The following is a 13285-nucleotide window of genomic DNA, read 5'->3' as shown; positions in this document are numbered from 1 at the left end:
TCTCGCTCTGAAAGTCGTTGAGCTGCAAGCAGATCGACGATCGGACGGTCGACGAAACGACCCCACGCCGCCGGGGGCAGCGCGGGGTCGTCAACGTGCTGGGGTGTGGTTAACCCTTCAGGCCCAGGGGCTCAGCCAGTGCGGTCAGGGTGGGCAGCAGCTTGTCCCACCCGCCGAGCACCTGGACCGCCACGTGGTCGGCGCCGGCGTCGATGTGCTCACCGAGCCGCGCGGCGACCGCCTCGGGCGTGCCGTGCGCGACGACCGCGTCGATCAGGCGGTCGCTGCCGGGCTTGGCGATGTCGTCCTCGGTGAACCCGAGACGGCGCCAGTTGTTGAGGTAATTGCTCAGATTCAGGTAGAAGTCCACCGACCCGCGACCGACCTCGCGGGCCTCCTCGGTGTCGGTGCTCAGCACCACCTTGTGTTCGGGTGCCAGGAAGACGGTGTTGCCGACGATATTGCGGGCCTGTCCGGTGTGCTGGGGTGTGGTCAGGTACGGGTGGGCGCCCGCACTGCGCGCGGCCGCCAACTTCAGCACCTTGGGTCCGAGTGCGGCGATCACCCGCCGGCTGGTGGGCACCTTCTGCGCATCGAGCGCGTCCAGGTATTCGACCAACACGTCGTAGGGCTTGCGGTACTCGTCCGTGTGCTCGGGGTGGCCGATCCCGATACCGAGCAGGAAACGGCCCGGGTGGGCTTTCTCCACCCGGTGGTAGGCCTCGGCGACCTCGTCGGCCTCGGCCGTCCACACGTTGACGATGCCGGTGGCCACCTGCAGATTCTCGGTGGCCGCCAGCAGTGGTTCCACGTACTTCAGATCCCCGGCGGGGGAGCCGCCGGTCCACACCGCGCCGTAGCCGAGTTTCTCGATCTCGGCCACCTGCTCGGGTTTGGGCACCCCGAAGGTCCATACCCCGTACTTTCCGAAGTCCGGTTTGAGGCTCACAGCGTCGGTCATAGGGATCCCTTTCTCAGAAGCGGTCAGCCCAGGCCCAGTGGTCCGGCGAGTTCGGCAAGCGCGGGCACCAGCTGATCAGTACCCGTCAGGACCTGAACCGGAACGTGATCGGCTCCGGCATCGCGGTGGGCACGCAACCGCGCCGCGATGGCATCGACGGTTCCGTAGGCAACCACCGCGTCCACCAGCCGGTCGCTACCCGGCTTGGCCACATCGGCGTCGGTGAACCCCAACCGCTTCCAGCTGTTGAGGTAATTGTTCAAGTTGAGGTAGATCTCCAGGGCCTTGCGACCGACCGCCCGGGCGTGCTCGGCATCGGTGGTCGGTACCACCTTGTGCTCGGGGGCGATGAACGCCGCCGAGCCGAGCTGCGCGCGTGCCTGCGCGGTGTGCTCGGGGGTGGTCAGGTACGGATGGGCGCCCGCGGACCGGTCCGCCGACAACTGGAGCACCTTCGGGCCGAGGGCGGCCACCACGCGGCGGCCCTTGGGGACGCCGTGCTCGTCGAGCTTGTCCAGATAGTCGTTCAGGGCGTCCAGAGGCTTCTTGTACTCGGTGATCGCCTCGCGGTGGCCGACCCCGATGCCCAACAGGAAACGGCCGGGGTAGGCCGCCTCGATGCGGTGGAAGGACTCGGCCGTCGGGCCGGCATCGGCTGTCCAGATGTTCACGATTCCGGTGGCCACCTGCAATGTGGTGGTGCTCTCCAATAGCCGTTCGACCCAGTCCAGCTCGGCGGGCGGCGAGCCGCCGGCCCAGATGGCGCCGTAGCCGAGCGCCTCGATCTCTTGCAGCTGAGCGGGTGCGACCTGCTGCCACTGGGTGTAGTGCCCGAAGACGCCGTACGGGCCGAGGTCGGGTTTGGCTGAGTGCTCCGGCGAAGAGGATGTGTTCTGGGTCATGGCCGGGTCAACCCGTCAGACGGGCGCGACTATTCCGATCGGATCGGCGTGACCGCAATTACCCACGTTCACTCGATGGCATCGGTGACCTCGGCCGGGCGGGGCGCCACCAGTGGCAGGCAGATGATGAAGCGGGTGTTTCCCGGTTCGGACTGCACCCGCAGATCCCCGCCGTGCTTTTCGACCACGATGCGCCATGCCAGATCCAGCCCGAGGCCGGTGCCCTCGCCGAAGGGCTTGGTGGTGAAGAACGGGGTGAAGATGCGGCCGATGTTCTCCTCGGGGATGCCCGGGCCGTCATCGCAGATCTCGACCAGGATGGTCTGTTCGCTCTCGCGCGCGGTGCGGATCGTCAGGGTGCCGTGCCCGTCCATCGCCTGGATCGCGTTGTCGATGATGTTGGTCCAGACCTGGTTGAGATCGCCCGGGTAGCACTGCAATTCGGGTAGCGATTTGTCCATGTCCTTGACCAGGGTGATCGGTTTGCCCTGATGGCCGATCTTGTCGCCGAACATCATGATGGTGCTGCGCAACAGCTCGTGCACGTCGGCGCGCTGGTAGGACCCGCGGTCCATCTGGGAGTACTGCTTGGCGCCGGCCAGCAGCGCCGAGATCCGCCGGCTGGCCTCGGCGATCTCGTTCATCCGCAGCTCGGTGTCGATGGTGTACTTCAGCCACCCGATGGCGCTCTGCAGCGATGCCGTCGCATCGGCGTCCTCACAGGAGGCCGAGATCCGCTCCAGCCAATCGATGTCCAGGCCGGCCTCGACGAACGTGGGGGCGTAATCCCACGCGCCGGCCAGCCCTCGGTCTTCCAGCCAGTCACCGATCTGTTCCTCGCGGTCGGAGGTCTCCAGTGCGGTGAGTTCCAGGCCTTTGCTCTTGGCGACCTGTTCGGCAACCTGATCCTGGATGGTGATCAGCACTCGCAGCGCCTCGGGTGAGAACTTCCCGTCGGCCAGCATCGCCAGCTTGTGCCGCATCTTGCCGACACCTTCGCGCAGATCGGCCACGGCCCGGGCGGTGGCCGCGGCCGGATTGTTGAGCTGATGGGTCAGCCCGGCGGTGATGGTGCCCAGCGCCAGCAGCTTCTCGCGCTGGCCGATGATCTGGCTCTGCCTGCGGCCGCCGACGAGATGTCCCTCCAGCAGGTGCACCGCCATTGGGAACTGTGCGCGCATGAAAGCGGCAAACGCGTCGGCGTCCAGCACGAACACCCGGGACGGCTCCACCAGCCGCACCGAAGCCATGTAGATGTGCTCCTCACCCGGGATGTAGGCCGACCACGCGCCGAAGTACACACCGCGCTGCGAGGTGCGGTTGGTTTGGATGTCGACCCCGCCGGAGCGCTTCGACATGATCAACTCGCCGTCGATCAGCACGTAGAAACAGGTCGCCCGGTCACCCTCGGTGACGATCGGGCCGGCCGGGAAGGTCTCTATGGTGCCGGCCTGGCACAGCGTGTCCAGCTGTTCGTCGGAGAGATGCTCGAACAGGAACAGCGTCCGCAGTTCGTCGCGCACACACGTCTCACCCATTGTCATCTGCTCCTTCAAGCCACGCCGGTGGCGCCGGTCATCATGCTTCCGCCAGATAGCGGTGCACGAGCATGACAGCCATCGACCCCTCGCCGACGGCGGCCGCCACCCGCTTCGCGGATTCGGCCCGCACGTCCCCTGCAACAAACACACCGGGCACACTTGTTTCCAAATGATGGGGCGGACGTTCCAGACTCCATCCGCACACGTCGCGCAGGTCCGGTCCGGTCAGGATGAAACCGTGGTCGTCGCGAGCCACCACACCGTCGAGCCACTCGGTGCGCGGGGTGGCGCCGATGAAGCAGCACAGCCGGGTCGAGGCCACTTCTTCGCGTTCACCGGTGTGCCTGTTCTCCAGCGTGAGCCCCACCAGGTGGTCGTCCTCGGTGGTGGTGCCGACCACCTCGGTGCAGGTACGCACGCTGATATTGGGCGTCTGCTCGATCTGCTGGATGAGGTAGTAGGACATCGACGCCTCCAGCGACGGTCCGCGCACCAGCAGGGTCACCGACTTCGCCTGCTTGGACATGAACATCGCGGCCTGCCCGGCGGAGTTCGCGCCGCCGACGATGTAGACGTCCTCGCCGGCGCACTCGGAGGCATCCGAGACCGAGGCGCCGTAGTACACGCCCTTGCCGATGAGGTTCGATTCCTCGGCCGCCGAACATCCGGTGACGGTGAGTTCGCGGTAGTCGACGCCGGTGGCCAGGATCACCGCGCGGGCGCCGATGGTGCTGTGGTCCTCGAACGAGATGGTGCGGGCGGTCCCGACCTCACCGGCCTGCAGCTTGATCGCCTTACGGGTGGTGATCACCTCGGCGCCGAACCGCTCGGCCTGGCGCCGCGCGGTCGTGGTGAGGTCGATGCCGGAGATCCCGTTCTCGAAGCCGAGGTAATTCTCGATGCGGGAGCTGCGGCCGGCCTGACCACCGGTGGTGGCCCGGTCGATGAGTACGGTGTTGAGCCCCTCGGACGCGCCGTAGACCGCGGCCGCCAGGCCGGCGGGCCCGCCGCCGATGACCGCGAGGTCATACATCTCCAGCGACGGGTTGGTGGACAGCCCCAGCAGGTCGGCGAGTTCGGCGTCCGACGGCTCGACGAGCGGGGTGCCCTCCTCGGTGATGACGACCGGCAGCAGCCGGCCGTCGAGTCCGGCGGCGTCGAGCAGCTGTTTACCCTTGGGTTCCTCGGCGGTGAAGGATTTGAACGGGTAACCGTTGCGCGCCAGGAATTGGCGCACCTCCCAGGACCGCGGATTCCACTGGTGGCCGATGACCTTGGTGTACGGGATCGCCCGATCGCCGACGGCGTGCCAGGCCTCCAGCAGCCCGTCGATCACCGGATAGAGCTTCTCCTCCGGCGGGTCCCACGGCTTGAGCAGATAGTGGTCGAGGTCGACGACGTTGATGGCGTCGATCGCCGCGGTGGTGTCGGCGTAGGCGGTCAGCAGCACTCGCCGTGCCATGGGGTAGAGGTCCATCGCGGATTCGAGGAACTCGATACCGCTCATCTGCGGCATCCGGTAGTCGGCGACGAACACGGCGACGGTGTCACCGCGCAGCTTCAGTTCGTGCAGGGTTTCGAGGGCATCCAGGCCGGATTCGGCGCGGACGATGCGGTACCGCTCGCCGTAGTGGCGGCGTAGATCACGGGCCACGGCACGGGACACGGCAGGGTCGTCGTCGACGGTCAGAATCACAGGCTTGCGGGGCTGGGGCGCGGGTCCAGTCATATCGCCCTCAATTATGCTCCCGCCGTCCACTGAATTCGGTGCTGACCTCCGCACATGATCACCAGCGCTGCCCTGCGACGACGATTTGGGTGCAGGCCATAGCAGAGGGTATCGTGGACCAACGGTGCGGCCTCCGCGCCGACTCTTCGCGTGCCCTGTCATTGGAACTTGGATTTCTGACCGATCCAGCTCACGTTTTGTAGTCGGAACGATGGCGTGCACCGACTGCAAAAGCGGGCGCACGATACGAAACGAAAGCAAGGATCGCTAAGACAGTATGGCCAAGAAAGACGGTGCCATCGAGGTCGAGGGTCGCGTGGTCGAACCCCTGCCCAATGCCATGTTCCGCATTGAGCTGGAGAACGGACACAAGGTCCTGGCCCACATCAGCGGCAAGATGCGGCAGCACTACATCCGCATCCTGCCCGAGGATCGCGTCGTGGTGGAGCTCTCTCCATACGACCTGTCCCGGGGCCGCATTGTGTACCGGTACAAGTAACTCGCCCCTCATCCGCAACAACCAGTAGATGTGTGACGCGTTAGCGCGCGTCACCGCACAACCAAGAAGGATCGCGAAGCCGTGAAGGTGAACCCGAGCGTCAAGCCGATCTGCGACAAGTGCAGGGTGATCCGTCGGCACGGGCGGGTCATGGTGATCTGCTCTGATCCGCGGCACAAGCAGCGTCAGGGCTAGTAGTCCCTGCGTGCGCAGCTCCACCCACAACTGAATGCAGACCTCCCAGTACCACTGACTGGCAGTGCATCTTTAGAGATGGGCCAGCTCAACCACGTCCGGCACGGAGGCCGGACCCCGTGAGGGGAACGGACTGGGATCAGACCTCCGCAAACTAGAAGGAATCACTGCCTGATGGCACGTCTCATGGGCGTAGATCTCCCGCGCGACAAGCGCATGGAGATCGCGCTGACCTACATTTACGGCATCGGCCGTACCCGTTCCCAGGAAATCCTGGACGCCACCGGTATCGACCGGGACCAGCGCAGCAAGGATCTGACCGACGACCAGGTCAGCCAGCTCCGCGAATTCATCGAAGCCAACCTGAAGGTGGAGGGTGACCTGCGCCGCGAGGTTCAGGCCGACATCCGCCGCAAGATCGAGATCGGCTGCTACCAGGGCCTGCGCCATCGTCGCGGCCTGCCGGTGCGTGGTCAGCGGACCAAGACCAATGCGCGTACCCGCAAGGGACCCAAGCGCACCATCGCCGGCAAGAAGAAGGCCAGGTAACCCAAGATGGCACAAGCCAAGAAGGGCGCGCCCAAGAAGGGTGCCGCCAAGACGCGCCGCCGGGAAAAGAAGAACATCCCGCACGGTGCCGCGCACATCAAGAGCACGTTCAACAACACGATCGTCTCGATCACCGATCCGCAGGGCAACGTCATCGCCTGGGCATCCTCGGGCCATGTCGGCTTCAAGGGTTCGCGCAAGTCGACGCCGTTCGCCGCGCAGCTGGCCGCCGAGAACGCGGCCCGCAAGGCGCAGGAGCACGGTGTGAAGAAGGTCGACGTCTTCGTGAAGGGCCCGGGCTCGGGCCGCGAGACCGCGATCCGTTCACTGCAGGCCGCAGGCCTCGAGGTCGGCGCGATCTCTGACGTCACACCGCAGCCGCACAACGGTTGCCGTCCGCCCAAGCGGCGCCGGGTCTAGAGGAGATAGAGAGAAATGGCTCGTTATACCGGACCCGCGACCCGCAAGTCGCGTCGCCTCGGCGTCGACCTCGTCGGCGGCGATCAGTCGTTCGAGAAGCGCCCCTACCCGCCCGGCCAGCACGGCCGCGCGCGGATCAAGGAGAGCGAATACCGCACCCAGCTGCAGGAGAAGCAGAAGGCCCGCTTCACCTACGGCGTCATGGAGAAGCAGTTCCGCAAGTACTACGAAGAGGCCAACCGCAAGGCTGGCAAGACCGGCGAGAACCTGCTGCAGATCCTGGAAAGCCGTCTGGACAACGTCGTCTACCGGGCCGGGCTCGCCCGCACCCGTCGGATGGCCCGTCAGCTGGTCAGCCACGGCCACTTCACCGTCAACGGTGTGAAGGTCAACATCCCCAGCTACCGGGTGTCGCAGTACGACATCATCGACGTTCGGGACAAGTCGCTGAACACCCTGCCGTTCGAGCTGGCGCGGGCCACCGCGGGCGAGCGCCCGATCCCGGGTTGGCTGCAGGTCGTCGGCGAGCGTCAGCGGGTGCTGGTGCACCAGCTGCCCGAGCGGGCGCAGATCCAGGTGCCGCTCACCGAACAGCTCATCGTCGAGTTCTACTCGAAGTAACGGTTTGACCGTCCCAGGCCAAGGGGGCCTGGGACACCCAAAACGGCATCAAATAGCGGGTGCCGAGAAGGAGATGGAAAAACATGCTGATTTCTCAGCGACCCACACTGTCCGAGGACGTGCTGGCCGAAAACCGGTCCCGGTTCACCATCGAACCGCTGGAGCCCGGCTTCGGTTACACCCTGGGCAACTCGCTGCGGCGCACGCTGCTCTCGTCCATCCCGGGCGCAGCGGTCACCAGCATCCGCATCGACGGTGTGCTGCACGAGTTCACCACCGTTCCCGGGGTGAAGGAAGACGTCACCGACATCATCCTGAACCTCAAGGGCCTGGTCGTCTCGTCCGAAGAGGACGAGCCGGTCACCATGTACCTGCGTAAGCAGGGCCCGGGTGCGGTCACCGCCGGCGACATCGTGCCGCCGGCCGGTGTGACGGTGCACAACCCCGACATGCACATCGCCACCCTCAACGAGAAGGGCAAGCTCGAGGTCGAGCTGGTCGTCGAGCGGGGTCGTGGCTACGTGCCGGCCGTGCAGAACAAGGCCTCCGGTGCCGAGATCGGCCGTATCCCGGTCGACTCGATCTACTCGCCGGTGCTCAAGGTGACCTACAAGGTCGAGGCCACCCGTGTCGAGCAGCGCACCGACTTCGACAAGCTGATCCTGGACGTCGAGACCAAGAACTCGATCAGCCCGCGTGACGCGCTGGCCTCGGCCGGTAAGACGCTGGTCGAATTGTTCGGTCTGGCACGGGAACTCAACGTCGAGGCCGAGGGCATCGAGATCGGCCCGTCGCCTGCCGAGGCCGATCACATCGCCAGCTTCGCGCTGCCGATCGACGACCTGGACCTGACGGTGCGCTCGTACAACTGCCTCAAGCGCGAGGGCGTGCACACCGTCGGCGAGCTGGTGTCGCGTACCGAGTCGGATCTGCTCGACATCCGCAACTTCGGCCAGAAGTCCATCGACGAGGTCAAGATCAAGCTGCATCAGCTCGGTCTCTCGCTGAAGGACAGCCCGGCCACCTTCGATCCGTCGGAGGTCGCCGGCTACGACGTCGCCACCGGCACCTGGACCGGCGACGCCGGCTACGACCTGGACGCCGACCAGGACTTCGCCGAAACCGAACAGCTCTAAAGCAATTCCGTCCCGGCCCTACCTGATACGGGGGCCGGCCCCAATTAGGAGATAGTCGCAATGCCCAAACCCACTAAGGGTGCTCGCCTCGGCGGGTCGTCCTCGCACCAGGCCGCGCTTTTGGCCAACCTGGCCACCTCGCTCTTCGAGCACGGCCGCATCAAGACGACCGATGCCAAGGCCCGGGCGCTGCGTCCGTACGCCGAGAAGCTGATCACCCATGCCAAGAAGGGCACGCTGCACAACCGGCGTGAGGTGCTCAAGAAGATCCGCGACAAGGATGTGGTGCACACCTTGTTCGCCGAGATCGGACCCTTCTTCGCGGATCGCGACGGCGGCTACACCCGCATCATCAAGGTCGAGAACCGTAAGGGCGACAACGCTCCGATGGCCGTGATCGAACTGGTGCGGGAGAAGACGGCCACGTCCGAGGCCGACCGTGCCCGTCGTGCCGACGCGGCTCAGAAGGTGGCGGCCGCGCCGCAGGCAGCCGTCGAGGAGACCGCCGAGGCTCCGGCCGAAGAGGCTGTCACCGAGGAAGCCGAGCAGGACGAGAAGGCCGACGACAAGTAGTCAGCCGATGAACATGCCCGCCACCGATACCGGTGGCGGGCATGTTCGTCTTCGCTTCGATATCGCCTACGACGGAACCGACTTCGCAGGCTGGGCCGCCCAGGACGGGCAGCGAACCGTCGCAGGTGTGCTCGAGGAGGCGCTCGCCACGGTGTTCCGCACCCCGCTGGTGCTGCGCGCCGCGGGCCGCACCGACACCGGGGTGCACGCCACCGGCCAAGTGGCGCATGTGGACGTGCCCGCCGATGCGCTCGGCCACGCGTACCCGCGCACGCCCAGACCACAGGACCCCGAGTTCCTGCCGTTGGTGCGACGGTTGGGCCGGTTTCTGCCGGAGGATGTCCGGGTTCTCGACATCGCGCGTGCTGCGCCGGGTTTCGACGCCCGGTTCTCCGCGCTTCGACGTCACTACCGGTACCGGCTGAGCACCGCGCCGTTCGGGGTGCTGCCGCAGCAGGCCCGGTTCGTCACACCGTGGCCGCGCCGGCTCGATCTGACGGCCATGACCGAGGCGTCCAGGGCTCTGGTGGGTCTGCACGACTTCGCGGCCTTCTGCCGGCATCGCGACGGGGCCACCACGATTCGGGAACTGCAGCGTTTCGACTGGGTTGCAGACGCTGACGACGGGAACAGCGTCACCGCGTATGTCAGTGCGGATGCGTTCTGCTGGTCGATGGTCCGGTCATTGGTCGGTGCGTTGCTCGCGGTCGGCGAGGGCCGGCGTGACGCCGCCTGGTGTGCCGGCCTGTTGCAGGCGGAGACCCGGTCGAGTGCATTCGGCGCCGCACCGGCACGTGGATTGGCGCTCGTCGGGGTCGATTACCCCCCCGACGATCAGTTGGCGTCCCGCATCCTGATCACCCGAGATCTGCGCACCCGGCCTACTTGAGCCTGCCGGAGATGAAGTCGGCGGCCTGGGTCACCATGCCGGCCTTGATGTAGGCCGGTGCCAGATGGTCGGGCCAGTAGGCTTGCCAGTTCTCCATATCCGTCGGGTTGCAGATCGGGTCGTCGCCATGGCACAGCTCGATGGTCCGGCTCTGGAAGGTGGGATTGAACTGGGTGATCGGAGCGACCCATTGAATTCCGTTGCCGAACAACGCGATTGCGGCGATATGCGGATCGGCGGTTCCCGGCAGCGGCATCTTGAAGCCCAGTATCGGGAACGGCATGGCCAGAACGACATCGGTGGCCGCTGCGCCCAGCGAGTAGCCACCCAGGACCAGGCGGGTGTTGGGGCAGTTGGTCATCGTGGACTGGATACGCCGGCTCATATCGTTGGCGCCCATATCGATCTGGGTGTCGGCCGGATAGTTCACCGAATAAAGGGTGATGTTCTTCTTCGTCTTCTGCCGCAGCGCGGTCACCAATGCGTTTCCGATCTGCCCCGCGCCGGGTGGTTCCATTCGGCCGCGAGCGAAGATCAGTTCAGCGTCCGGGCAGGCGGCAGCGGCTGCGGACGGAAGGATGCCGACAGGTACTGCCGCGGTCAGAACACCACCGACCACGGCCAGAATTGCGGCATACCACCGAAATCGACCCCTCGACAACAAATTCACCGGGCCGAGTGTAGTCAATAAAATTAACGTCGGCGTTTATCAATTCTTTATCGAATCGAAACGTATTGCCAGGTGTATCTATTGCAGCCGCGCCGCGGCGAAATCGGCGGCCTGATTCACCATTCCGGAGTCGATATAGGCGTCCTGCAGGTGGCTGCTCCAGTCGCGCTGGAAGTCGTCGAGGCTCCTGGGCAGTCCGTCCCGACAAATCGGATCCACCGGGTTACACGCCTCGAAGACCTTGCCCTGGAACGCCGGACCGACATCGGAACCGCCGAGCCGGCGAGTGACATTGGCGAACAACACCACAGCTGCGACATGGGTGTCCACACCCGGGGGAAGCGGATTCTTGAAACCGAATCCACCGCCGGTGGCCGACAGCGCGACAGCGGCAGAGGCAGCACCGAGCGAATAGCCACCGACGACCAGGCGGGTGTCAGGACAGGTGTCCGCCATGTATTGAATCCGCCGACTGACGTCGTTGGCGCCCTGGGCGATTTCGTTGTTGGCAGGGTAATTGACCCCGTAGACACCGATCTCCATGGGAACTCGTGCCCGTAGAGCATCGACGAAGGGCTGGCCGAGCCGCCCGATCCCGGGTGGTTCGTTGCGGCCGCGCGCGAAGATCACTTCGGCGGGCGGACAGGGGTCCGCATTCGCCCCCGGCAGTGATCTCGAAGGGCCGGCCGTCGACGAGAGCAACAAAATGCCGGCGGCGCACGCCGCCACCATTGCGGCGGCGGCGTAGCGCCTCACGGACATCGATAAGTTGACCACCCAGCAAATACTAGCTGTACCGCTGGAATGCTCGATCTGCTCGTACTGCGGCGTTCACGCCTCAGCCCGGCAGGCCCTGCTCCTCGGTGGGCAGCGGCGCCGGTCCCTTGATGGCCGGTTCGGCCTTCGGGATGGCCGGTGCCTTGGCCGGGGTGCTGCTGGTTTGGGTGGTGCCCAGTTGCATGTCGCCACCGTCTGCCATGGACGAGTGTGACTGTTGGAGCACGGCCCCGGTGGCCAGTGCGCCGATACATGCCAGGCCGCCCACCGCGGCGGCGACCCGAACCCGGGCGTCACTCAGAGAGATGTTGTGCGCGTTCATGTTCCCAGAATCCCCATCAGTCTTGTATGTACTAGCGGCAGTTATCCGTAACAAGATCAACAGGGTGGGCGGCGGGCTAATTCCCGTCCGGCTGAGCAGAAATCTGTGACTTTTCTAAATGTTCAGAGCAGACCCGCGACGAAGCCCGCGGCTTGACCGGTCGGTCCGCCGGTGTAGGCCCGATGGGCTTCGACGTTGTCGCCGTCGGTGCAGATCGGGTCGCCGCCGTTGCACAGGTCGATGGACCGTGGGCCCCAGACGGGGCTGGACGTGATGGGTAGCCCGAGCTTGGCCGAGGGGTTTCCGAACGCGGCGATCGCCGCCACATGATCGGGGGCGTTGGGTGGCAGCGGGGCGTTGAATCCGATCGCCGGGAACGGGACGGCGCTGATGATGTCGATCACCGCGGCGCCCTGGGAGTAGCCGCCCAGCACCAGCCTGGTGTTGGGGCAGTTGTCCATCATCCACTGGATGTGCCCGCTGGCATCGTTGGCGCCGTTGGCCGCTGCCAGGAAGTCGTAACTGGCGGGGTAGTTCACCGCGTAGGTGCCCACCGACCGGCCGCCGACCTTGCCCCGCAGGGAGCTGACGAAGGCATTGCCGACCCGGCCGAGACCGGGATCCTCGTTGGTGCCACGGGCGAAGATCACCTCGATATCCGAGCAGCCGTCGGCGTGGGCCGAGGCGAGGACGCCCGCCGAGGTCGGGGTGGCGATCACGGCGGCGGCGCTCAGTAGCGCACCGAACGTTGCCAGGGCGAGGCGGCGAACAACATCAAAAGTCACGCCTCATCCTAACGCCAAGCACAGCTAAACAAGTGCGGCGACGAATCCCGCGGCCTGCGGGATGAACTCCGAGGATTCGTAGCGGGTGTGCGCGAACGGGTTGCGGCCCCGCGAGCAGATCGGGTCGCCGTCGGCGCACAGATCGATGGCCCGGCGGCCATACGGAGCAGGTGCAGAGTTGGCGGGATGGCTGAACTTCGCGCCGGGGTTGCCGAACACCGCAACCGCGGCGACGTTGCCGGCCAGGTTGCCCGGCAGCGGGGGCGCGGAGCCGAACTCACCGATCTTGTCGCCGACCGGCGGAATGCCGATCAGCATGTCGATGATCGCGGCGCCCTGTGAGTATCCCCCCAACACGACCTTGGTCGATGGGCACTGCGCGGCCAGCGCCGCGATGCGCGACTGGGCGTCATAGGCGCCGTCGGCCGCGGTCAGGAAGTCGTACGTGGCGGGATAGTTGATCCCGTAGGTGCTCAGCGTGCGGCCGCCGAGTTGCGGTGCCAGCGCGTCCGCGAGAGCCTGCCCGACGCGACCGATGCCGGGATCCTCACTGGTCCCGCGGCCGAAGATCAGCTCGACATCCGAACACGGTTCGGCGCTCGCCACCGGTGCCGGCCCGGCCAGGAAGGCGAAGGCGGACACCAGGACAGCGCCGACGGCGGCCGTCCGGGCCGACAGCTTGGGCAACTTCACGGACAGCATCTTCACATTTGCAG

The 13285-nt window shown here is 65.9% G+C and carries 17 protein-coding genes; 8 read left to right on the top strand and 9 right to left on the bottom strand.

Translation table 11 applies throughout. The annotated features are described in order from the left end of the window. Positions 1 to 109: 109 nt before the first annotated feature. From ACXPWS_RS24960 to ACXPWS_RS24945, 4 genes are all read right to left on the bottom strand, one after another. A complete protein-coding gene (locus ACXPWS_RS24960; protein WP_458709219.1) occupies positions 110 to 961 on the bottom strand; it encodes an LLM class F420-dependent oxidoreductase in 852 nt (283 codons plus the stop codon). A gap of 23 nt (positions 962 to 984) precedes the next feature. Beyond that, positions 985 to 1863 (bottom strand): LLM class F420-dependent oxidoreductase, encoded by an 879-nt coding sequence (locus ACXPWS_RS24955; RefSeq protein WP_458709218.1) that lies wholly within the window; start codon positions 1861 to 1863, stop codon positions 985 to 987. A 68-nt stretch (positions 1864 to 1931) separates the two neighbouring features. Further along, positions 1932 to 3401, bottom strand: coding sequence for an ATP-binding protein (locus ACXPWS_RS24950; protein WP_458709217.1), 1470 nt, complete (start codon positions 3399 to 3401; stop codon positions 1932 to 1934). A 40-nt stretch (positions 3402 to 3441) separates the two neighbouring features. Next, positions 3442 to 5133, bottom strand: a complete 1692-nt coding sequence (locus tag ACXPWS_RS24945) for an NAD(P)/FAD-dependent oxidoreductase (protein ID WP_458709216.1) — start codon at positions 5131 to 5133, stop codon at positions 3442 to 3444. Between the two features lie 277 nt (positions 5134 to 5410). On the opposite strand from ACXPWS_RS24945, the gene infA reads away from it, so the two are divergent. The 8 genes from infA to truA all read left to right on the top strand — a co-directional run bounded on the left by infA (position 5411) and on the right by truA (position 10015). Next, positions 5411 to 5632, top strand: a complete 222-nt coding sequence (infA, locus tag ACXPWS_RS24940; protein WP_003418601.1) for a translation initiation factor IF-1 — start codon at positions 5411 to 5413, stop codon at positions 5630 to 5632. Between the two features lie 81 nt (positions 5633 to 5713). Next, a complete protein-coding gene (gene rpmJ / locus ACXPWS_RS24935; RefSeq protein ID WP_003879483.1) occupies positions 5714 to 5827 on the top strand; it encodes a 50S ribosomal protein L36 in 114 nt (37 codons plus the stop codon). Positions 5828 to 6001: 174 nt separating this feature from the next. Next, complete coding sequence (gene rpsM, locus ACXPWS_RS24930) at positions 6002 to 6376, top strand: 30S ribosomal protein S13 (protein WP_458709215.1); 375 nt, start codon at positions 6002 to 6004, stop codon at positions 6374 to 6376. 6 nt (positions 6377 to 6382) lie between these two features. Next, positions 6383 to 6796, top strand: coding sequence for a 30S ribosomal protein S11 (rpsK, locus tag ACXPWS_RS24925; protein ID WP_078020665.1), 414 nt, complete (start codon positions 6383 to 6385; stop codon positions 6794 to 6796). A gap of 15 nt (positions 6797 to 6811) precedes the next feature. Next, complete coding sequence (gene rpsD / locus ACXPWS_RS24920) at positions 6812 to 7417, top strand: 30S ribosomal protein S4 (RefSeq protein WP_458709214.1); 606 nt, start codon at positions 6812 to 6814, stop codon at positions 7415 to 7417. A gap of 83 nt (positions 7418 to 7500) precedes the next feature. Further along, entirely contained in the window at positions 7501 to 8553 is a 1053-nt protein-coding gene (locus ACXPWS_RS24915; RefSeq protein WP_458709213.1) for a DNA-directed RNA polymerase subunit alpha, read from the top strand. 60 nt (positions 8554 to 8613) lie between these two features. Continuing rightward, complete coding sequence (gene rplQ, locus ACXPWS_RS24910; RefSeq protein WP_458709212.1) at positions 8614 to 9126, top strand: 50S ribosomal protein L17; 513 nt, start codon at positions 8614 to 8616, stop codon at positions 9124 to 9126. 7 nt (positions 9127 to 9133) lie between these two features. After that, complete coding sequence (gene truA, locus ACXPWS_RS24905) at positions 9134 to 10015, top strand: tRNA pseudouridine(38-40) synthase TruA (protein ID WP_458709211.1); 882 nt, start codon at positions 9134 to 9136, stop codon at positions 10013 to 10015. Here the strand turns inward: truA and ACXPWS_RS24900 are convergent. From ACXPWS_RS24900 to ACXPWS_RS24880, 5 genes are all read right to left on the bottom strand, one after another. Beyond that, a complete protein-coding gene (locus ACXPWS_RS24900) occupies positions 10008 to 10685 on the bottom strand; it encodes a cutinase family protein (protein WP_458709210.1) in 678 nt (225 codons plus the stop codon). The genes truA and ACXPWS_RS24900 overlap by 8 nt on opposite strands. Before the next feature lie 78 nt (positions 10686 to 10763). Further along, the gene (locus ACXPWS_RS24895; protein ID WP_458713688.1) at positions 10764 to 11447 is read right to left on the bottom strand and encodes a cutinase family protein; all 684 of its coding nucleotides are present in this window, start codon (positions 11445 to 11447) and stop codon (positions 10764 to 10766) included. Between the two features lie 76 nt (positions 11448 to 11523). Further along, on the bottom strand, positions 11524 to 11784 hold the full coding sequence (locus ACXPWS_RS24890) for a hypothetical protein (protein ID WP_458709209.1): 261 nt from the start codon (positions 11782 to 11784) through the stop codon (positions 11524 to 11526). 122 nt (positions 11785 to 11906) lie between these two features. After that, complete coding sequence (locus tag ACXPWS_RS24885; protein WP_458709208.1) at positions 11907 to 12569, bottom strand: cutinase family protein; 663 nt, start codon at positions 12567 to 12569, stop codon at positions 11907 to 11909. A gap of 24 nt (positions 12570 to 12593) precedes the next feature. Continuing rightward, a complete protein-coding gene (locus ACXPWS_RS24880; RefSeq protein WP_458713687.1) occupies positions 12594 to 13271 on the bottom strand; it encodes a cutinase family protein in 678 nt (225 codons plus the stop codon). Positions 13272 to 13285: the final 14 nt, after the last annotated feature.

It is taken from the genome of Mycobacterium sp. BMJ-28 (assembly GCF_054404835.1).
Note: the sequence above shows the minus strand (reverse complement) of the source record. Positions and strands in the feature narration are given on the sequence as shown.